Below are 20,275 nucleotides of genomic sequence, written 5' to 3' on the forward strand. Positions count from 1 at the left end.
GGAAGGTGTGTCATGGCCATGTCGCCGCGCAGACAAGTAGTCCTTGCCATCCTGGTACTGGCACTGCTTGGTCTGCAGGTGCGGCTGTGGACTGGAGAGGGCAGCTTGCGCCATGTGGCTAGCCTGAAGCAGACAGTGGCCACCAAGCAGTCGGAAAATCAGTTGCTGTTTGAGCGTAACCGGCTAATGGCCGCTGATGTGGATGATCTCAAATCCGGACTTGATGCGGTGGAAGAAATCGCCCGTCGTGATCTCGGCATGGTCCGAGCCGGTGAAACTTTTTTCCTGATGATTGAAGAGACCGGAGAAGACGATGCCGCTGCCCGTTGATGCACGCCTGTATGCTTTGGTGCCTGCCGCTGGCAGTGGTGAGCGCATGGCAGCGTCGCTGCCGAAGCAGTATCTGACGCTACGTGGTCGCACGGTGGCGGAGCACACACTATCCCGGTTGCTGTCGTTTGCACCAATCGAGCAGATCGTTGTCGCCACGTCGACAAGTGATCTGTGGTGGCCGCAGCTGGGTATTGCTCATAGCAAACGGATTCGGTCGATACTTGGTGGGGAAACTCGTGCCCATTCTGTGCTCAATGGGCTTATGGCTTTGAAGGAATCCGCATCCGAGCGTGACTGGGTGTTGGTTCATGATATGGCTCGCCCCTGTGTGCGCCTGTCCGATATCGAAATGCTTATTCGTGAATGCGCAAATGAAGGGGCCATTCTGGCAACGCCAATCAGTGATACGGTCAAACGTGCCGATAAAGGCAGCATACTGGCGACGGTGCCCCGTCAGCAGTTGTGGCGCGCGCTGACACCGCAGTTATTTCCGATCTACCCGCTATTTGATGCTCTCCAGTCGGCCTTGGCGACTGGAGCCGAGATAACGGATGAAGCCTCTGCCATGGAGCGCGCCGGTGTACAGCCAAGATTGGTGGCTGGGCATGTGGACAATATCAAGATTACGGTGCCGGCAGACTTGCCGTTGGCAGCTTTTTATCTTGATCGGCAAAGTCAGGAAGGGTTGTCATGACCATGCGCATTGGTCAGGGATTTGATGTCCATGCCTTCTGCGAAGGCGATCACCTGATGCTTGGCGGTATTCGCATTGCTCACGACAAGGGACTGAAAGCCCACTCCGATGGCGATGTCGCTTTGCACGCTCTGGCTGATGCATTGCTGGGAGCGTTGGCGCTCGGTGATATCGGTCATTTTTTTCCAGATACTGACCCTGCCTGGCGGGGCGCCGACTCCGCAGACTTGCTGCTTGAAGTTTATCGCAAGGTGGGCGAGCTGGGGTTCGCTCTGGGAAATGCAGATATCACTATTATTTGCCAGCAGCCCAAGATCGCTCCTCATGTGAGTGCCATGCGCGAGCGTATCGCGGTTTTGCTGCAAACGTCAGCGGACTGCATCTCGGTTAAAGCAACCACCACGGAGAAGCTCGGCTTCACTGGCCGCGGGGAAGGCATTGCGGTTAATGCTGTGGTGCTTCTGGTGAGTCATGACTGAGGTCTGCTGCCAGGGCATTTTGCGACAAGCACCGCAGGACTTTCAGGTTCGTGAGCAACTTGGTTTCGAGCCCGGCGGAGGTGGTGAACATCTTTGGTTGCATCTACGTAAAACCGGCGTCAATACCATGGATCTGGCGTTGGCTCTGGCGAAACTTGCGCGACTGCCAGTGCGCTCGGTGGGCTATAGCGGCCTGAAGGATCGTCATGCGGTCACCGAGCAGTGGTTTAGCCTGCACCTGCCCGGCAAGAGTGACCCGGATCTGACTGCGCTGCCTGCGGGCGTTGAGTTATTGCAGGCGGTACGCCATAGCCGCAAGCTCAATCGTGGCACCCATCGTAGCAATGCCTTCAGCATCGTTGTGCGCGAGCTGTCTGGTGCGGTGGAATCGCTGCCTGAGAAGCTTGAGCAGATTCGTCGTGATGGAGTGCCCAATTATTTTGGTGAGCAACGATTTGGTCATCAGGATAATAATTTTCGTCGTGCTGCAGCGTGGCTGAATGGCGAGGGCGAGGCTCCGCGAAAATCTTCCTTGCGTGGGCTGTGGTTGTCGGTAGTGCGCAGCAAGCTATTTAACGAAGTGCTGGCCGAGCGTCACAGATTAGGGTTATGGAATCAGCTTGTTGACGGTGATCTGCTGCAGCCAGAAGGCAGTCGCGGTTTATTTCGGGCTGAAGATGAGCCGCAGGCAGCGCAGCGTATTGCCAGCGGCGAGGTGCATCCCACGGCGCCTTTGCCCGGTGCCGGTGGCATGGCATCATCGTCAGCCTGTGCGGAACTTGAGCTGCGTGTTTTGCAGCCTCATCAGGCTTTGATTGAGGCGCTGGCCAAGGAGGGTGTAGAGGCTGCTCGCCGGTCCACCCGTTTGCCGGTCACTGATCTTTACTGGCAGCTGGAAGGTAATGCCCTGAGGCTGTCGTTCTCTTTGCCGGCCGGTGCATTTGCTACCACCGTACTGGCTAATTTTCTGGATTGGAATGAGCATGTGGCTGATCGCTAATGATGATGGGATTCATGCGCCAGGTTTGAAGGCGCTGATGGGCGCTGTATCGCGTCTGTCCGACTTCGTGGTAGTCGCGCCCGACGGCAATCGTTCCGGTTATTCCAATGCCTTGACGCTGGATAAGCCGCTACGGGTGGAGCAGGTGGATGACGTCCGCTATGCGGTTAATGGCACTCCCACAGATTGTGTTCATCTGGCCATCAACGGTTTGTTGCCGGAGGACCCTGAGCGGGTGGTAAGTGGCATCAATGCCGGAGCCAACTTGGGTGATGATGCTCTTTACTCCGGCACCCTTGCTGCGGCAGTGGAAGGTCGTTTTCTGAAGAATACTGCAGTGGCCTTTTCAGTCACCAGTTGGCAGCCAGATTACTGGGCCGATGCAGCGGAAATCGCCTATCAGGTATTGAGCCGTCTTGAGGCGTTGTCGCTCCCTGATCGCACCGTGCTGAACGTCAATATTCCCAACCTGCCGATTGAGAAGATCCGCGGCTTTCGACTGACTCGATTGGGTCATCGGCAACGTGCTTCTGATGTGCAGCCGACTATTGATCCGCGTGGCCGCCGTGCCTTCTGGATTGGCGTGGCCGGGGATCCGGCGGACTCGGGTGAGGGCACGGATTTCCATGCCATTGCTAATGACCATGTATCGATTACTCCGCTGCATGCGGATATGACCCGGTATGATACTTTTACCACCATGGATGCCTGGCTGAAGGGGTTCTGACAGGCGCTCCTCAAACCAGAGAAAATCCTGAGACAAGAAAAAAGAAGGCGAATGACTGACAGCGAAATCAATATCAATGGCATTGGCATGACTTCGGCGCGCACCCGTGAGCGGCTGGTGAGCCGTCTGCGCGAAGCAGGTATTACCGATGTGGCGGTTATCGACGTGATGCGCTCAACACCGCGTCATTTTTTTATCGATGAAGCGCTGGCTCATCAGGCCTACGACGACACGGCGTTGCCCATCGGTCACGGGCAAACCATATCCCAGCCCTGGGTTGTGGCGCGTATGACCGAGCTGCTGATGGAAAGTGGGCCACGCCAGAAGGTTCTGGAGATCGGTACCGGGTGTGGCTATCAGACGGCCGTGCTGGCAGCGTTCGGCGGCGAAGTCTACTCCATGGAGCGGATTCGGCCGTTGCAGGATCAGGCTCGTAAACGTATTGCGGCGCTGGGCTTTGCCAAGGTTCATTTCAAGCATGCAGATGGCGGTTACGGCTGGACAAGCGAAGCGCCTTTTGACGGCATTCTTGCCGCCTGTGGTCGTCCGGATATTCCCAAGGAGCTGCTTGAGCAGCTGGCGGATGGTGGTCGACTGGTGATGCCGGTGGGAGAGCGTGACCAGCAGTGGCTGACGGTGGTGGATCGTGTGGGCAATGAGTTTTCCACGACCCGGCTGGATATGGTCCGTTTTGTACCGTTTCAGCGTGGCATTCTGAAATGAAGCGATTGGCAGGAATTTATGCCCGAGGGATCGCCATGGGTATTGCTGATGTGGTGCCCGGAGTTTCAGGTGGCACGCTGGCGCTGATTACCGGGATTTATGAAGAGCTGATTCGCTCCTTGGCAGCCATGCATCCGCGTCTGCTGTTGATCTGGCGTCGGCAGGGTTTTGTCGCTTTTTGGCAGGCTGGCAACTTCTCGTTTCTCGTGACGTTGTTCGCCGGAATTTTGTCCAGCATTGCTTTGTTTGCTCGCGTGATGGGCTGGCTGTTGGCTAACTATCCGGTGCCCGTATGGGCGTTTTTTTGTGGCCTTATTGCGGCTAGTGTTGTCCCGGTGTGGCGTTCACTGAAGGAGAAAGAGCTGCGCGAGGGCTTGGCCTTTGTCCTTGGATGCTGTGCCGCAGCCGCCATTGCTGTGCTACCGGGGTTGGGCAATATCAGCCTCAGTCCTCTGGTGTTCCTGCTATCCGGTGCGCTGGCAATCTGCGCCATGATTCTACCGGGCATCTCGGGAAGCTTTATTTTACTGCTGCTTGGCATGTATGTGCCGGTGCTTAACGCAGTGCGCGGCGGCGATTGGCTGAGTATCGGGGCTTTTTGCGCTGGCTGCGCAATTGGCCTGCTGTCTTTCGTTCACCTGCTGCGCTGGATGCTGATGCGTTGGCATGACCCTTTGATGGCACTTCTTGCCGGTTTTATGGCTGGTTCGCTGGTCAAGTTATGGCCATGGCGCGTGCTTCCTGAGGGCGCCATCCGCGAGCAATGGCTTACCCCGGCGCAGTACGCACTTGAGCAGGGCAGTGCCATGTTGCCGCAGGCATTTATGGCACTGTTTGCCGGTATGCTGGTCGTAGTAGTGTTGTTTCGTGCTGATCATCGCAACGACTGAGGTGGCCAACTTTCCATGGCGCCGGTCCCGGATTGCGGAGGAAAGCCTGTTGAGATTGCTGTTGCTGATGCCGCTGTTATGGCTGGTTGCTTGTGGCAACAGCAGCCATGTACCGGTGTTGGATCGCTATAACTCAGGCTCTGCTGGTGTTGGTGCCAGTCGTGGCGTGCATATTGTCGGCCGTGGTGACACTCTCTATTCAATTGCCTGGCGACATGGCAAGGATTTCCGTCAGTTGGCGGCGGCCAATAATATCAAGCCACCCTACACAATTTACCCGGGCCAGCAGATCCGTTTGGATGGTGCGGTGGCAAGGCCTCCCGCCCAGCCAAGCAGACCTCTGGCAACCAAGCCATCCACCAGCAGGCCTGCAGCGGCACCACCATCTGCACAGCCTCCGGCTTCCCGGCCATCGGTGCCCGCATCTGCAGGGGTGATCGCCTGGCAGTGGCCAGCAAATGGCAGTCTATTGAACCGTTTCGTAGCTGGCTCGGTTTCCGCAAAAGGCATTGTTATCGCCGGTAGCAAAGGTGATCCGGTGCGAGCCGCCGCCGCCGGGGTGGTGGTTTATCGGGGCAGTGGCCTGACAGGGTATGGCAATTTGCTGATCATCAAACATGATAATCGCTGGTTGAGCGCCTATGCGCACAACGACACTATGTTGGTTGCCGAGGGGGCAAAGGTGAGCGCCGGTCAAAGGATTGCCAGTATGGGAGACAGCGGAACCTTCAGAACTCAGTTACACTTCGAGATCCGCCGTGACGGTAATCCGGTAGATCCTTTGACTTTGTTGCCAAAACGCTGATGAAAAACCTATCTGATTCTCGCTTGATGCTGCTCACTGGCGTTGCTTCCGTGCTGACGGCTGTGTTGCTGATCAGTGTCAAGTTGGTGGCCTGGTATCTGTCAGATTCCGTGGCCATGCTGGCCTCGCTGGTCGACTCGCTGATGGATGCAGCGGCATCCCTGGTCAACCTGCTAGCGATTCGCTATTCACTGGTTCCGGCAGATGCGGAGCACCGTTTCGGTCACGGTAAGGCTGAGGCCTTGGCAGGGCTTGGACAGGCTGTGCTGATCACACTGTCGGCACTGTTTTTGCTCAACGAGTCGGTCGGCAGGCTGCTTTCTCCGCAGCCGCTGGAAGCGACTACGTTGGCAGTTGGGGTGATGGTTTTTTCCATTGTAGTGACGCTGGCACTGCTGCGCTTGCAGAGTTATACGGTTAAGCGGACTGGTTCCACGGCGGTGGAAGCGGACTCACTGCACTATCTTTCTGATCTGGCTATGAACGGCGGCATTTTGTTGGCATTGATTGGTGCCAGTTTTGGTCTGCTTTGGCTTGATGGTCTGGCGGGTGTGCTGATTGGTTTGTATGTACTGCGCGCGGCCTGGCAGGTCGGACATCATTCCTCTCAGTTATTGCTTGATCGGGAAATGTCCGCGGATGTGCGGCAGGTAATTGCCAGTATCGTGGCTGAGCATCCTCTGGCGTTGGGCTTCCACCAGTTACGTACTCGCGAGTCCGGGCGCACCTGTTTTATTCAGATGCATGTGGATATGGATGAAAATTTGACGCTGCGTGATGCCCATGATTTGGTCGAAAGTATTGAGCGTCGCATTCACGAGCACTTCCCTGAAGCCGATGTTCTGATTCATCAGGATCCGGTTAGGGTGTCGCCGAAGGTGCCTCTGCAGGGTCCTCTGTAGAAGCGGCTTCTTAAGTTGCGATTTTTTTGAATCAAAACCAAACTTGCCAGCTTAACCACCGTGCCCGGGCGGCGTTCACGCCTAAGGGAGACACCGAGCCGGGTGAGGGGCAGGGGAGAGGCAATGTCGGGTATTACTCTGGTAGCTGCGGCTTCAAGGTAGTTAGCAATGCCGGTAGCACGGTCAGATTGCACAGCAGTGCAACCGCCATGGAGAAGCCGGTCAGGAGGCCGAAGTAGGCCGTGGGCACGAAATTCGACAGGGTCAGAATCGAGAAGCCGGCAATGATGGTGATTGAGGTGTAGTACATGGCTCGGCCGATGGAACTGTGACTGCGCTTCATCGCCTCAATATAGTTTTGATCCTGTGGCAACTCTTCGCCAAAGCGATGGATGTAATGAATCGAATCATCCACCGCAATGCCCACCGTAATGGCGGCGATGGTGATGGTCATCAAATCCAGCGGCAAGCCGATCCAGCCCATCAATCCCAGTACCGCACCGGCACTTAGCAGGCTCGGCACCAACGCGATGGCGGCCAGTAGCGGCTTTCTAAACAGCAGCACCAGCATGACGAAGATCGCCGCAAAAACCAGCCCCAGGGTTTTGATCTGCGAGTTGAACAGGCTCTGCAGCATGTTGTTGTACATCACCAGCGCACCGGTCAGGGTGACCTGCTCCGGGGTCAGGTCAAACTTCTCTATCAGCCCAGTGCCGATTCGCTCGATCAGCTCATTGCGCTGTAGTGTGGGGTCAGAATCGATTACCCGAATGGAGATGCGTAATTGATTGCCGTCGGCTGACAGATAGGGCTTGATCAGCTGGCTGCGCAGATTTTCTGGCACGAAGCTGGATAGCAGCATTAGCTGGACATAACTGAGTGGCCCGCCGTTAAGTTTCTCTGCGGTTTCGTAGGTCGTTGCCAGCGACAGCACCTTACCCGTTTCCGGAAAGGCGGAAAGCCACTGCTGTATTTCGGTGAGTTCCTTCAGCCGTTGCGGGGTAAACCAGTAGGCATTGCTAAGATCCTGACCGGTGCTCGCGCTGGGTGACGGGTCTGCAAAGGGGTCTGCAAAGGGGTCGTCAAATGGATCTGCCGGTGCTGCCGGGCCGGCGTCGGCGAACGGATCAGCAAACGGATCTGCAAACGGATCCTGCTCCATCGGTGTGCTTTCTGACGCTGATGCGGGTGCATCAATAATGATATCCAGAGGGGTGGTGCCGCCCAGCTTGCGATCAATAAGCAGCATGCCCTGATGGATCTCGGTATCATCGTGAAAGTAATCAATAAAGCGATTCTCAACGGTAAGCCGGCTAATGCCAACGGCCGACCCCACCAGCACCAGCATCGCCACTATCAGTACTGGCAGGCGGAAGCGGGCGGTGATCCCTGCCAACCATAAAGTCATGTTGCGCGTGTAGTCGTGGGAATGATCCGTTTTACCAGCCGGCAGCAAGGTCAACAGTACCGGCATCAGCAGATAACAGATCAGCAATGCCATGCCGATGCCAAAGGTCATCATCCAGCCGAAATCCATCACCGGGCGAATATCGCTGATCACCAGCGACGCAAAGCCGACCATGGTGGTCAGAATCATGTATACGGAAGGGCGCATCATATGCAGGGTGGTCTGTTGTACCAGCCAGCGGGGCTCAGCCAGTGGATTACTTTGCTGAAACTCCCGGTAGCGCACAATCAGATGGATGGTGATCGACATGGTGATGATCAGCAGCAAGGAAATGTAGTTCGAGCTGATCACGGTTACTTTCCAGTCGAGGGTGCTGAGCAGGCCGGTCAGCCAAAGACTGGCAAGACCACAGCAGGCCAGTGAGATGGCGGCCCAGCGTGGCTGGCGGAAAATGATTAGCAGGCTGAGCAAAATAAACAGCAGCACACCCACACCAAAGGTGCTCAGGTCATTACGGATAAACTGAACCATGTCGGTGGTAATCATCGGTACGCCACCGAGAAACAGGTCGGCCTGATCACGATGGCCGTCCAGAATGGAGCGGAAGGTGGCGATACTTTTAGCGGTGCGTTTTTGTTGGGCCGCGCTGTAATCACTGAACTGGCGGCGTAACTCAGCCAGCTTCTGCTGGCCGCTTTTATCCAGTTCGCCACGCTCCTCCAGCAGGCTTAGATCGTTGCGCTGGTAGAGCAGATCGAAATAGCGCTGATCCCTTTCGAAGCTCACCAGCAGGGCGGTGGTGCGCGCATCGCGGCTGACCAACATGTCGCGATAGGCTGGGTTTTCGCTAACGAACTCCTTTTCAGCCAGAGACAGGTCAACGCCGTCATCGCGCAGGGTGCGATAGTTGTTGGCCAGTTCGGAAAACTTCACCGCCGGGCTAAATAGCAGCGGCACATCCAGCACGGAGTACACCGCCTTTACCCGGTCCACTGCAGAGAGCTTGTGATGCAGGCTGTCGAGATCGTCGAGGGTCTGACGGGCGAATAGGGGCTGATTCTTCGGTGTATAGGTGACAATCAGAAAATCACTGCCGCCATAGCGCTTTGATATTTCCCGATAGAATTCCAGCGCCTTGTCGTGCTCCAGTACCAGGGAGTCCGCTGAAGCATCCAGACGAAAGTGGCGCACCTGAAAAGCGGCTGCAACACTGATCAGTACCAGCAGCACAAGCCAGATCTTTGGATGGTTCAGCACCCAGCGCTGGTAGAGACCAAATAGACGATGAGACAGCATCAAGCACTCCGTGGCGGTAGGCGGGTGTCAGGAGGAGAGAAGGGCGGAGTGGGCCTCCGCCCATGGGCTTAGAACATGGCCGCCAGTTCGCGGGCGAAGCGGTCGTTGAAGCGGCGAATCAGGCCCGCTGCAGGCCAGACCAGCAGGGTCATGAGGCCTTCAGACCATTCTTCATGGTGAATCCGGCACTGGTCGTCGCCAACCGGGATGAACGAGAAACGATGTTTGATGCTGGCGCCGGGTAGCTCCAGGCCCCAGGTGATGCTGCGCTCTGGCTGGACGTCAAGCAGACGCACAACCAGCGGTGGTGCTGGCAGGTTATCGACCTTCGGTGCGAACATCAGGAACGAACCCTTACGCCACTCCCCGCCGAATAATCTGGCTTTGTCGATGGCGCCGGACCAGTCGGCCCAATCGTCGATATTGCAGAAGAAGCGATAGGCTTGACGCGCCGACACGGGCGCCTCCGTAACAAGATCAGTGTAGTAACGTTTCAGCATGGAAGATGACTCCGGTTCATGACCGGCCAAGGGTAGCGGTAGGTGGCCACCGGGGCCAGTCCCCATGGGTCATTTACCTGTGTGCAGCTTCACCGTATGTTGACGCCATACTGCAGTCAGGAAGTGCTGATGACCGATATCCTGCTGCCGGCATCCATATTGCCGGGCTTACTGGAAATCGCCCTGAAGGGGCGGCTGAATATACAGGCGCTATTTGAGCAGGCTGGCATTGATGCCGATGCGGTGGGCTCTGCGGAGCACTTTATCCGCATTGAGCAGCTTGATGACCTGCTTAGTAGTGCCTTCGCCCAAGCGGAGGATCCCTGCTTTGGCCTCACCGTGGGTCGCGATAGTCACTACGGCAATATGGATCTGCTGGGTAATCTGATGGCCACCAGTGACACGCTGGAGCAGGCCATCCATTGCCTGTTGCTGTTTAAAAACTTGCTGGTGCCCTATCTGACCTTCGAACTGACCAGTGATAAGCAGCGCTGTCTGTTGGCAGTGAGTTCAGATGAAAGCCTCAAGTTTACCCGCACCCGCACCCACAATGAGCTGGTGGTTGCCACCATGGTGGCTATTGGCCGGTCGTTGACGGGAGGGGATCTGGCCATCCGCGCGGTTCGCCTTCGTCACCCGCAGCCGCCGGAGCTGGACCAGTATCAGGAATTCTTTGCCGCGCCGCTGACCTTCGATCACTGGCGCAACGAGATGGAGATGGATCCCGCTGCGCTGCAAGTGCCGCTTGCCACCGCCTATCCAAAATATCATCAGCGTTTGCGCCGGCTGGCAGAGCAGCAGTTGGCCAGCCTGTCCCGAGCTAGTGGTCTGGTCGGTAGAGTGCAGAGTCTGCTGGAGCAACGCCTGGGCCAGCCAGAGGCGGGCATTGAGTCGATTGCGGCAGCACTGAACATGACGCCACGCACCTTGCAGCGCCATCTTGCCGATGAAAAGGTGCGTTTTGTCGAGCTGCGAGAACGGGTTCGACACCAGCGCGCCTGTGAATTACTTAGTCAGCATGAAATTCCATTTGCGTTGATTGCTGAACAACTTGGCTTTGCTGATGTGGCTAACTTCTATCATGCGTTCAAACGCTGGGAGGGGTGTGCGCCGGGGGAATATCGACGCCGACAGCAGGGTCGGAGGCATTTACTATGAAAGGCAAGCATTGGCCTCAAGTGGTTTTCGGCATATTGATTGTCCTGCCTGCCTGCCTGGATGGTTGCTGATGCGCCGGGCTGAATTAATATAGGGTGGCTGCCTTGGCGGTGAGACTCCATGGCAACCAAAGCAAGAGGAGATCGCAATGCTCAAGACTTCAATGCAATCAGCGATGACTATTTGTCTCTGGGTATTTTCTTCCGGTTTAGTGTTGGCGGATGAAACTTGGAGTTTTATCCATCGCGAAATCGTGGAAAAAAGAATTTTACCCGTTGAGTTTCGTGTCTATGAGAATGATTTGGATGAACTATCTCCAAAGAGGGTTCGAGATGTTGTGTTTTGCATTTCATACGTGTTGGTGTTGAGGGGGTTCGGCGAAGTTATTGATGTTCGCGAGAAGGTTATTTCTAATAAAAAGGGATTTTTGAGTGGTGTAAATTATTGTTTATCTGATAAGGCTCCTGAGCAACAGCCGGTAGCCGGTATTGAGATTGGTCGGATGCAGTATGACTTTTTCGGGGTTGCAGATGATCACTATTTTCACCTCATTGGCCCAGTTGATTACTAATAATATGCTCCCTGGTGATTTCTGAAGGAGCGGTAGCTGGCGGCTTGAGTACCATGTTGTGGATAATGCGGGTTAAAGAAGATCTGCACGAACGCATTCGGCGAGCGGGGATATTCCTCAGGGCTCTAGCTGTCGGTAGTGGGTGTTTCCGTGGCGCTGCCCAGCCTTGCGCGAGGCATCGTGGTGCGTGACTTCTCAGGCTGGCCGCGGGCATTCTGCCGCATCGGATGTCTGTCGCCATATGCTATTATCCCTCCCGCCCTAGATGCCCCCCGGAGGACTGTCCGCCATGGAACTTGATCCGTTTATGCTGGCGCGGATGCAGTTCGCCGCCAATATCAGTTTTCATATCCTGTTTCCCACCATCACCATCGGTTTGTGCTGGATCCTGCTGTATTTCCGGGTGCGCTTTACCCTGTCCGGGGACAAGGCTTGGGAATATGCCTATTCGTTCTGGGTGAAGATCTTTGCCCTGAGCTTTGCGCTGGGAGTGGTGTCCGGCATCACCATGAGTTTCCAGTTTGGCACCAACTGGCCCGGGTTTATGGAACGGGCCGGGAATATTGCCGGGCCGCTGCTTGGCTATGAGGTGCTGACGGCGTTTTTTCTGGAGGCCTCGTTCCTCGGCATCATGCTGTTTGGCAAGGAGCGGGTGTCGAACCGCATGCATCTGATTGCCACGGCGCTGGTGGCGATTGGTACGACATTCTCGGCTTTCTGGATTCTGAGTCTGAATTCGTGGATGCAGACCCCGGCCGGTTATCGGATCGAGGACGGCGTGTTCTTTGTTGAGAGCTGGTGGGAAGTAATCTTCAACCCGTCCTTCCCGTATCGCTTCTTTCATATGCTTAATGCTTCGCTGCTCACGGCGGCGTTTCTGATTATGGGCATCAGTGCCTGGCGGGCGTTGAAGCAGGTGGATGGCCCGGCCACCTGGCGGGTGATGCGCACCGGCGCGGCCATGGCTACGCTGCTGGCGCCGCTGCAGATCTGGATCGGTGACTTGCATGGCCTGAACACACTTGAGCATCAGCCGGCCAAGGTGGCGGCGATGGAGGGCATCTGGGAAACGGAAAACGGCGCGCCGCTGACGCTGTTTGGTTTTCCCGATGAGGAAGCAAAGACTACGCACTTCGCCATTAAGGTGCCGAAGCTGGCCAGCCTGATCCTCACCCATGAGTGGGACGGCGAAGTGAAAGGCCTGAACGAGTTTGAGGGCACCACGCCGCCAGTGGCGCCGGTGTTCTGGGCGTTCCGGGTGATGGTCGGTATCGGTGTGCTGATGGTGCTGGTTGGTTGGTGGGCCAGCTTTGTGTTATTCCGGCAGCCACAGGAAAGTCGCGGCGAACATCCGTGGTTGATGCGGGCGTTATCAGCGATGACCTTCTCCGGCTGGATCGCGGTGCTGGCCGGCTGGTATGTCACCGAGATCGGTCGCCAGCCGTGGGTCGTCAACGGCCTGCTGCGTACCTCGGAAGTGGTGGCAGATCATGCTGCTGCCACCCTGATGGGCACGCTGCTCGGATACGTCGGTTTGTATATTTTTCTGCTGATATCCTATATCGCGGCGCTGCGTTATCTCGCCACCAAGCCGGCGCGCTCGTTGTCCCTGTTGCCACAGGCGCAGCGTTTTCACAAAGCGGAAGAGGAGGGTGCGTGATGGATCTGTCATTCTGGTTGCCGCTGTTTTTTGCCGGGGCCATGGGCCTCGCGCTGCTGATTTATGTGCTGCTCGATGGTTACGATCTTGGTATCGGCGTTTTGCTGCCGTTTGCCAGTGATGATGAAAAGGATCTGATGATCGGTTCCATCGGCCCGTTCTGGGATGCCAATGAAACCTGGATCGTGCTCGGTGTCGGCATTCTGCTGATTGCTTTTCCGCAAGCCCACGGCATTGTTCTGACGGCGCTGTATCTGCCGGTGACCATCATGCTGATGGGGTTGATTCTGCGCGGTGTGGCGTTCGATTTTCGGGTCAAGGCCGGTGATGCACGCAAGGGTATGTGGAATGCGTTGTTTGCTGCCGGTTCGCTGATTGCTTCTGCGGCACAGGGCTGGATGCTTGGTGCCTATATCACCGGCCTGCGCGACGACACCACCGGGCTGCTGTTCTCTGCCTTGATCGCCGTGACGCTGCCGGCGCTGTATGTGCTGCTGGGTTCCGCCTGGCTATTGATCAAGACTGACGGCGTCTTGTTTGAGAAGGCGATTCGCTGGGGCCGTAATGCTCTGCTGCCGATGGGCCTGTGTCTGCTTCTGGTATCGGTAGCAACGCCGCTGGTTAGCAGCGTAATTGCCGATAAATGGTTCACCCTGCCCAATGCCATCGGCCTGCTGCCGATTCCGCTGATTACTGCTACGGCGTATGCGGGCTTGGTGTGGCTGTTCAATAGCCCGGTGATTTTGCGCAGTGGTTATGGCTGGTTGATTTTTGCCGCACTCACAGTGATCTGCGTGATGGCCAGTATCGGTTTGGGCTACAGCCTGTTCCCGGAAATTATTATCGGTCGTCTGGATCTGTGGGAGGCGGCGGCAGCCACCGAATCGCTGCTGTTTATTTTCTGGGGCACGGTGATTACCTTGCCGGCGATTCTTGGCTACACGTTCTTTATCTATCGGGTGTTTCGCGGCAAGGCGACGGCGCTGAGTTACGACTGACCACTTGCTGGCAACTTCAGCTGAGGTCTGAATTGTGGGGGGGCGCAGTCACCCCTTTTTCTTCAGCTGGCTGGCCAACAGTCTATCCATGCCACGAAATAGCGGCTGTGGCAGTCGAGTAGCAGGGCCGGGAACGGCTGCTAGCAGGACGCTGCCCAGTGTGCCCAGCGGCCGGGCGATACGGGCCGGGCGTTTTTCGCAGGCTTCGACAATCCAGCCTGCCGCTTTTTTAACGTGCATCATCGGCATGTATTTGTAGATGTCCGTGCGCGATGACATGGGCGTGCGCACCATGGGGAAGTACACCACGGTGGTGCTGATACCCTGATGGCCCATCTCTGCCTGTAGCGAGCGGGTGAAGGATTCCAGTGCGCTCTTGCTGGCCAGATAGGCGGAAAACAGCGGGATAGGCACTTGGGTGGAGAGGCTGGAAATGTTCACCACATGGCCGATTCCCTGCTCCAGAAAGCGGGGAAGTAGTTTCAAGGTTATGGCCACCGCGCCGATGTAATTAAGCTGCACAGTGCGCTGGTAATCGTGCAGGCGATCCAGAGACTGCTCAATCGGGCGACGAATGGAATGAGCGGCGTTATTGACCAGCGCATCAATGCGCGGCTGCTCAGCCAGAATGCGAGCGGCACAGGCCTCAATGGCATCGTTATCGCTAAGATCACAGGGATAGATAAAAGCGCGGCCGCCGTTCATTTCGATGGCTTGCTGCACTTCGCGCAGTTGTTCCTCGCGGCGCGCTACCAGACACACGGTGGCGCCACGGCGTGCCATGATTTTCGCCGCTTCGGCGCCAATGCCACTGGAGGCGCCGGTCAAAACAATGGTCTGGTTATTCAGTTTCATTGTGATCCTCTGCCTGTCGCTGGCTTAATACTGCCGGGGTCTGCGCCGGGATTGTGGGTTGCTCATAATCCTGTTTTTACAGTTGCCGGGTAATCATGCAATAGGCCGTGTCGGTCAAATCTGCGGGGCGCGGAATGCGCACCACATGACCACTGCCCGGCGCGGTATCCATGGCTTCACCATGACGGTTTTCCAGTGCCTCCAGGGTCAGGGATATATTGCCCTTGGGGGACATCAGGCAGAGATGGTCGCCGCGGCGAAAGCGGTTTTTCACATCAATGGTCAGCCAGTGGTCGTCGGCATCGATAATATCGCCCACCAGTTGCTCGCTGCCCAGTTGTGAGGTGCCCTGTTCGTACTGCTGATATTCCTGGGGCGGATGACGACGGTAAAAACCTTCAGTGAAGCCACGGCTGGACATGGCCTCCAGTTCGTCCATCAGTTGCATGTCAAAGGGTTTGCCGGCCAATGCATCGTCAATGGCGCGGCGATATACCTGAGCGGTGCGGGCCGCGTAGTAGGGGCTCTTGGTACGGCCTTCAATCTTCAGCGAATGCACGCCCATGTTGATTAGCTCGCCGACATGCTGCACGGCGCGCAGATCACGGGAGTTCATGATGTAGGTGCCGTGTTCATCTTCGTAAACGGGAACGAATTCATCCGGTTGTTTGGGATCCTGCAGCAGCAGTTCGCGCACGGCAAACGGGTCGTACTGCTGCACCAGCGGTTCGTTGGTTACCGCGATGGGCTGTTTCAGCGGCACCATTTTACCCGCCGCATCCGTGCCATGCTCCACAGTCTTGTAATCCCAGCGACAGGCGTTGGTGCAGGCGCCCTGATTGGCGTCGCGGTGATTCATATAACCGGACAGCAGACAGCGGCCGGAGTAGGCCATGCACAGGGCGCCATGAACAAACACTTCCAGCTCGACGTCCGGTACTTGCCGACGGATTTCAGCGATCTCTTCCAGTGATAATTCCCGCGACAGAATTACCCGACGAATACCCTGGCGGCGCCAGAACTCCACCGCTGCCCAGTTCACTGCGTTTGCCTGCACCGAAAGATGCACTTCCTGATCCGGCCAGCGTTCGCGCACCAGCATGATCAGGCCCGGGTCGGACATAATCAGAGCGTCCGGTTGCAGCTCGATTACCGGTTCGAGATCGCGCAGATAGCTGCGTACCTTGTCGTTGTGGGCGGCGATATTGGAGGCCAGATAGAACTTCTTGCCCTGCCGGCGAGCTTCGTCGATGCCTTCGGCAAGTGCGGCCACATCTCGGAAACTATTGTTGCGCACCCGCAGGGAGTAACGTGGCTGGCCCGCATATACGGCGTCGGCGCCATAGGCAAAGGCGTAGCGCAGATGGGTCAGGGTGCCGGCGGGGGAAAGCAGTTCCGGGATCATGTTGGGCTCTTGGTTGGGATGCGTGAATTATCCCCCGTGGCGGCGGCGATGGCCAGTCGGGCGGGCACCGGGGTTTCCCGCTACACTGACGGTCTGATGCTGCTATCGAGGTGTTTATGCCGGTCTGGTTACCCGCTCTGAAAGTAATTCTGCCCTATGTGGCTACCGTGGCAACGGCGGCGATTCCTGCCTTTACCCAGCGCCGTGAGGGCGACAAGTCCATTGAGTTGATGGCCCAGCAGATAGCCGAGCTGCAGCAGGCGGCTGGTCACAATGCGGAGTCGGTCAAGGTGCTGGCGGATCAGATGCAGAAGGCGTTAGAGGTGATTGAGCTGGCCGGGGAGAATAACCTGCGCGGTTTAAGGCGCGCCCATCTTTTCAGTGCCGCGTCCTTTGCCATGGGCCTAGCGGCGCTGCTAGTGGCGTTGCTCAGGTAGTGTCAGTTGCGCGGGTAGTACCAAAGGAAGGTGCCAAAAGGCATTGTCAAAAGATTGCGCCAAAGTGTGTGCCGGGTCAGTCCGTAGGAAAAACCCGGCACATCTTGACTATTAGTGAACCAACTCGCCGGCTTTTTCGGCGGCTTCTACCGCAGCTTCTTCCAGCTCGATAGCGGCTTTCTTGGCTGCTTCGGCTGCGTCATCCGCTGCCTCTTCCGTGGCATCTGCCAATTCGTCAGCGGCGTTGGAGGCTTCTTCCATGGCCTCTTCGGAGCTGTCTACCGCATCTTCATAAGCTTGCTCGGTGGCGGTGCCTACGTCTTCGGCAATCTGTTCTGCTTTTTCGGTAACCGACGCTTCCTTGTCTGCAGAGTCGCTGCAACCAACAACACCAAGGGTAAGCAGTAGTACGGTGGGGATGGCAATCAAGCGCATAACAGTTCTCCAAGTCAGTTGCGAGTGGCACAGCCTACATCATATGCGTGAGTTATTCAGCCAGGGTCAGGCCAGTTACTTGTGTGAATAGACTTCACCGGGGTGTCACGGCTGCCGGTAAACAATGTGATATCAATTTTGGGAGTCAGAGAGATGTATCAGATCGTCTACGTGTCTACCGCAACCAGGGAGTATGACCGTGATGAGCTGGAAAGGATTCTGGCCGTGTCCCGCAAGAACAATAGCCTCGATGGTGTCACCGGCATGCTCTGTTATCACGGTGGTACGTTTTTCCAGATGCTGGAGGGAGAACGCGACAAGGTGGAGGCAGTCATGGAGCGAGTGGCTAAGGACAAACGCCACTACGGCGTAATGGTGCTACTCGAGCAGGAGGTGGAAAGCCGTGATTTGCCGGATTGGTCCATGGCGTTCAATCAGGTATCACAGCGGGAGGCGGTGGCCCTGGACGGCTTTAGTGAACTGCTTAAATCCGGCCATGATCAGCGTTTGGGGGATGGCGGTGAAGTCACCAGTGATGCCCTTGATCTGATCGCTGGCTTCCGCGATACCGTTTTGCCGGGTGGCCGGATAACTTTTTGAGGACTGTTCAGCACCGCAGGATGGGGGCAGACTGAAGCCAGACCATAAGGAGCTGGCACAATGTTCGAATCCGCGGAGCTAGGGCACCGGGTCGGTAAGGAGACTTGGAAGAAGCGTTTACCGGAACTGCGTCAGGCACTTCTGGGGGCTCAGTTTGATCTTCTGGAGAGTGGCCATACGGCGGTAGTGGTGTTGATTGGCGGGGTTGAAGGCGCAGGCAAGGGCGAGGTGGTAAATGCGCTCAATGAGTGGATGGATCCTCGCCATATTCGCACGGAGGCCTTTGGCCCGTTGAGTGAAGAGGAGCGCCAACACCCCTACATGTGGCGTTACTGGATGTCCCTGCCCGCGCGCGGCAAGATCGGCATCCTGTTTGGTTCCTGGTACACCCAGCCAATTGTCGACAGGGTGCTGGGCGATAGTTCTGCTGCGGAGCTGGATCAACAGGTCAAGCGAATCCGCCACTTCGAGCGAATGCTGGCACAGGAAAACGTCCTGTTAGTAAAACTCTGGTTTCACCTCACTAAAAAGCAGCAGAAAAAGCGTTTTGCAAAACTGGCAGATGATCCGGCGACCGCCTGGCGGGTGACCCCCACCGAGCGCAAGTTTATCAAGCACTATGACCGGTTTTCCGCAGTCAGTGAGCAGGTGTTACGGGAGACCAGTAGTGGTGACGCGCCTTGGGTAGTTATCGATGGCTCAGATGATCGATATCGCAGCCTTACTGCTGGCGAGCTATTGCTTAGCACTATGCGCGGCAAGCTTGATAAGGGCAGTACTGCATCTCCTCCCGCGCCCGCTCCGTTGCTGGATCAAGAGGAGCTGGATCAGCGCAACGTTCTTAACCAGCTGGACTACTCCTTGTCGTTGTCGAAGAAGCATTACAGTGATGAGCTGGCCCATTGGCAGCGTGAACTGAATTTGCTGAGCCGTGACAAGCGATTCCGGGAGCGTAGCTGTATTTGTGTGTTTGAGGGTAACGACGCGGCTGGTAAGGGCGGAGCAATTCGCCGTATAACTCGCTCTCTTGATGCTCGTTTCTATCGGGTCATTCCAGTTGCGGCGCCGTCGGAAGAGGAGCGCGCCCAGCCCTATCTATGGCGTTTCTGGCGTCACCTTCCCAGGAGGGGTCGCTTTACGCTGTTTGACCGCAGTTGGTATGGGCGTGTGTTGGTGGAGCGGGTTGAGGAGTTGTGTTCGGAGCATGACTGGATGCGCGCTTATACAGAAATCAATGAGTTTGAAGAGCAGTTGACCGATCACGGTATTATTTTTGCCAAGTTCTGGCTGGCGATTACCCCGGAAGAACAATTGAGCCGGTTTCAGGCCCGTGAGGAGACTGGCTACAAGCGCTTCAAAATTACCGAGGATGACTGGCGTAATCGTGCGCGCTGGCCGGATTATGAGCGCGCCGTATGCGACATGGTTGACCGAACCAGCACAGAGTACGCGCCATGGACATTGGTGGAAGCAAACGACAAGCGCCATGCTCGCATCAAGGTGCTGCGCACCTTGTGCGAAAAGCTGGAAGAAAGTCTGTAGGCGCGGTCAGGCTATTTCCTGTCTCGCTGCAGGCTTGATTTTGACGGGTTGATGCAGGCTAAAGCAGTCATCCAGCGCCATCAGGTAATATTCCATGCCACGCTGAGCAGCGAGCCGAGCAGCTTCTCGCGAGGCGTCATCGGTACACAGCATCTTGATCAGCTCCATGGCTTCATGGGGATGATGGTCATCATAGTGAGCGTGGGCTCTTAGCCATGCCATGGTGCGACGATCAATCACCGCTTGTCCGGTTTTAGCGTACTCACGCATGCCGCTGACGACTTTGCGGCTCCACTCGCCGGTGGCCCACTCAATGGCCAGATTAGTGGCAGCAATGGCTTCTGCTACCGAGCCTTTGCCGTTCATATTCCAAAGATAATGATTAACGGCATCCATGGCAGCGGGTGGTTGCACATTGTCCAGCTGTTCATCGCTGATGCCGAACCCCTTGGCCCAATCTCGATACCAGAACAGGTGGCGTTGCTCGATGCGGATATTGCCAATTAACCAGTCGCGAGCAGCAAGCATGCCCGGAGCGCGTATATCCGTGGTGCGTGACAGAGTCAGGCCCATGTAATGGGGGAAGTTGGCAACCAGCGGATAGAAATTCAACAATGCATGGCGGAAGCAGTCTACATTGAGGGTGCCGGCGGCCATTTCATTGAAAAATGCGTGGTCGGCCACTTTTGCCTTGATAGGCTCCAGTGAGTTCCAGAAGGTCTGAGCCCATGGTGGGTGTTCAGTCAGGGTCAGAGTGTCGTAATCTTGTTGTTGTTTTTTCATGGCTATCCCCGGTTGGTTCCGGCACATTCGTGTAAATGCATAAAAAATTTATTGGCACATAGTAGCGTGATGTT

22 protein-coding genes are annotated in these 20,275 nt (G+C 56.4%); 16 read left to right on the plus strand and 6 right to left on the minus strand.

Annotated features, from left to right (window positions below; genetic code table 11):
• The first annotated feature begins 18 nt into the window (after positions 1-18).
• Genes J1C54_RS01925 through J1C54_RS01965 form a run of 9 tightly spaced genes read left to right on the plus strand, consistent with a single transcriptional unit; the run spans position 19 to position 6,553 of the window.
• Positions 19-330, plus strand: coding sequence for a septum formation initiator family protein (locus J1C54_RS01925; RefSeq protein ID WP_304504396.1), 312 nt, complete (start codon positions 19-21; stop codon positions 328-330).
• Entirely contained in the window at positions 314-1,027 is a 714-nt protein-coding gene (ispD, locus tag J1C54_RS01930) for a 2-C-methyl-D-erythritol 4-phosphate cytidylyltransferase (protein WP_229144142.1), read from the plus strand. The genes J1C54_RS01925 and ispD overlap by 17 nt, the downstream gene beginning before the upstream one ends.
• 2 nt (positions 1,028-1,029) lie before the next feature.
• Positions 1,030-1,506: a 2-C-methyl-D-erythritol 2,4-cyclodiphosphate synthase gene (gene ispF, locus J1C54_RS01935; RefSeq protein ID WP_229144332.1), complete on the plus strand. Its 477-nt coding sequence runs from the start codon at positions 1,030-1,032 to the stop codon at positions 1,504-1,506.
• The gene (gene truD / locus J1C54_RS01940; RefSeq protein ID WP_229144143.1) at positions 1,499-2,506 is read left to right on the plus strand and encodes a tRNA pseudouridine(13) synthase TruD; all 1,008 of its coding nucleotides are present in this window, start codon (positions 1,499-1,501) and stop codon (positions 2,504-2,506) included. Before ispF ends, truD begins: the two co-directional genes overlap by 8 nt.
• Positions 2,484-3,233, plus strand: a complete 750-nt coding sequence (gene surE, locus J1C54_RS01945; RefSeq protein ID WP_229144144.1) for a 5'/3'-nucleotidase SurE — start codon at positions 2,484-2,486, stop codon at positions 3,231-3,233. Before truD ends, surE begins: the two co-directional genes overlap by 23 nt.
• A gap of 51 nt (positions 3,234-3,284) precedes the next feature.
• Positions 3,285-3,956, plus strand: coding sequence for a protein-L-isoaspartate(D-aspartate) O-methyltransferase (locus J1C54_RS01950; protein WP_229144145.1), 672 nt, complete (start codon positions 3,285-3,287; stop codon positions 3,954-3,956).
• Positions 3,953-4,846 (plus strand): DUF368 domain-containing protein, encoded by an 894-nt coding sequence (locus J1C54_RS01955; protein ID WP_229144146.1) that lies wholly within the window; start codon positions 3,953-3,955, stop codon positions 4,844-4,846. Before J1C54_RS01950 ends, J1C54_RS01955 begins: the two co-directional genes overlap by 4 nt.
• Positions 4,847-4,895: 49 nt before the next feature.
• Positions 4,896-5,651: a peptidoglycan DD-metalloendopeptidase family protein gene (locus J1C54_RS01960; RefSeq protein WP_229144147.1), complete on the plus strand. Its 756-nt coding sequence runs from the start codon at positions 4,896-4,898 to the stop codon at positions 5,649-5,651.
• The gene (locus tag J1C54_RS01965; RefSeq protein ID WP_229144148.1) at positions 5,651-6,553 is read left to right on the plus strand and encodes a cation diffusion facilitator family transporter; all 903 of its coding nucleotides are present in this window, start codon (positions 5,651-5,653) and stop codon (positions 6,551-6,553) included. The genes J1C54_RS01960 and J1C54_RS01965 overlap by 1 nt, the downstream gene beginning before the upstream one ends.
• A gap of 133 nt (positions 6,554-6,686) precedes the next feature.
• Here the strand turns inward: J1C54_RS01965 and J1C54_RS01970 are convergent, their stop codons facing one another.
• On the minus strand, positions 6,687-9,257 hold the full coding sequence (locus J1C54_RS01970) for an RND family transporter (protein ID WP_229144149.1): 2,571 nt from the start codon (positions 9,255-9,257) through the stop codon (positions 6,687-6,689).
• Positions 9,258-9,325: 68 nt separating this feature from the next.
• Positions 9,326-9,757 (minus strand): SRPBCC family protein, encoded by a 432-nt coding sequence (locus tag J1C54_RS01975; RefSeq protein WP_229144150.1) that lies wholly within the window; start codon positions 9,755-9,757, stop codon positions 9,326-9,328.
• Between the two features lie 129 nt (positions 9,758-9,886).
• On the opposite strand from J1C54_RS01975, the gene J1C54_RS01980 reads away from it, so the two are divergent.
• The 4 genes from J1C54_RS01980 (at position 9,887) to J1C54_RS01995 (ending at position 14,144) form a co-directional block, all read left to right on the plus strand.
• Complete coding sequence (locus tag J1C54_RS01980) at positions 9,887-10,915, plus strand: AraC family transcriptional regulator (RefSeq protein ID WP_229144151.1); 1,029 nt, start codon at positions 9,887-9,889, stop codon at positions 10,913-10,915.
• A 148-nt stretch (positions 10,916-11,063) separates the two neighbouring features.
• Complete coding sequence (locus tag J1C54_RS01985) at positions 11,064-11,486, plus strand: hypothetical protein (RefSeq protein WP_229144152.1); 423 nt, start codon at positions 11,064-11,066, stop codon at positions 11,484-11,486.
• 289 nt (positions 11,487-11,775) lie between these two features.
• The gene (locus J1C54_RS01990; RefSeq protein WP_229144153.1) at positions 11,776-13,146 is read left to right on the plus strand and encodes a cytochrome ubiquinol oxidase subunit I; all 1,371 of its coding nucleotides are present in this window, start codon (positions 11,776-11,778) and stop codon (positions 13,144-13,146) included.
• Positions 13,146-14,144: a cytochrome d ubiquinol oxidase subunit II gene (locus J1C54_RS01995; RefSeq protein ID WP_229144154.1), complete on the plus strand. Its 999-nt coding sequence runs from the start codon at positions 13,146-13,148 to the stop codon at positions 14,142-14,144. The genes J1C54_RS01990 and J1C54_RS01995 overlap by 1 nt, the downstream gene beginning before the upstream one ends.
• Before the next feature lie 48 nt (positions 14,145-14,192).
• Here J1C54_RS01995 and J1C54_RS02000 read toward each other — a convergent pair whose 3' ends face one another.
• Positions 14,193-14,999 (minus strand): SDR family NAD(P)-dependent oxidoreductase, encoded by an 807-nt coding sequence (locus tag J1C54_RS02000; RefSeq protein WP_229144155.1) that lies wholly within the window; start codon positions 14,997-14,999, stop codon positions 14,193-14,195.
• A 76-nt stretch (positions 15,000-15,075) separates the two neighbouring features.
• Positions 15,076-16,404, minus strand: coding sequence for a tRNA 5-hydroxyuridine modification protein YegQ (gene yegQ / locus J1C54_RS02005; RefSeq protein ID WP_229144156.1), 1,329 nt, complete (start codon positions 16,402-16,404; stop codon positions 15,076-15,078).
• Between the two features lie 116 nt (positions 16,405-16,520).
• Here yegQ and J1C54_RS02010 point away from each other — a divergent pair, with 116 nt between their 5' ends.
• Positions 16,521-16,841 (plus strand): hypothetical protein, encoded by a 321-nt coding sequence (locus J1C54_RS02010; protein WP_229144157.1) that lies wholly within the window; start codon positions 16,521-16,523, stop codon positions 16,839-16,841.
• Positions 16,842-16,952: 111 nt separating this feature from the next.
• Here the strand turns inward: J1C54_RS02010 and J1C54_RS02015 are convergent, their stop codons facing one another.
• Positions 16,953-17,276 carry a hypothetical protein gene (locus tag J1C54_RS02015; protein WP_229144158.1) on the minus strand — a complete coding sequence of 108 codons (324 nt, stop codon included), beginning with the start codon at positions 17,274-17,276 and terminating at the stop codon, positions 16,953-16,955.
• A 153-nt stretch (positions 17,277-17,429) separates the two neighbouring features.
• Between J1C54_RS02015 and J1C54_RS02020 the strand changes: the two genes are divergently transcribed.
• Together J1C54_RS02020 and pap are read left to right on the plus strand one after the other, a co-directional pair.
• A complete protein-coding gene (locus J1C54_RS02020; RefSeq protein ID WP_229144159.1) occupies positions 17,430-17,876 on the plus strand; it encodes a BLUF domain-containing protein in 447 nt (148 codons plus the stop codon).
• A gap of 60 nt (positions 17,877-17,936) precedes the next feature.
• Positions 17,937-19,418 (plus strand): polyphosphate:AMP phosphotransferase, encoded by a 1,482-nt coding sequence (gene pap, locus J1C54_RS02025; RefSeq protein WP_229144160.1) that lies wholly within the window; start codon positions 17,937-17,939, stop codon positions 19,416-19,418.
• A gap of 6 nt (positions 19,419-19,424) precedes the next feature.
• Here the strand turns inward: pap and J1C54_RS02030 are convergent, their stop codons facing one another.
• Entirely contained in the window at positions 19,425-20,201 is a 777-nt protein-coding gene (locus J1C54_RS02030) for a TenA family transcriptional regulator (RefSeq protein WP_229144161.1), read from the minus strand.
• Between the last annotated feature and the right edge of the window lie 74 nt (positions 20,202-20,275).

The sequence above is a fragment of the Alcanivorax sp. 1008 genome (genome assembly GCF_020667895.1).
GTDB lineage: Bacteria > Pseudomonadota > Gammaproteobacteria > Pseudomonadales > Alcanivoracaceae > PGZG01.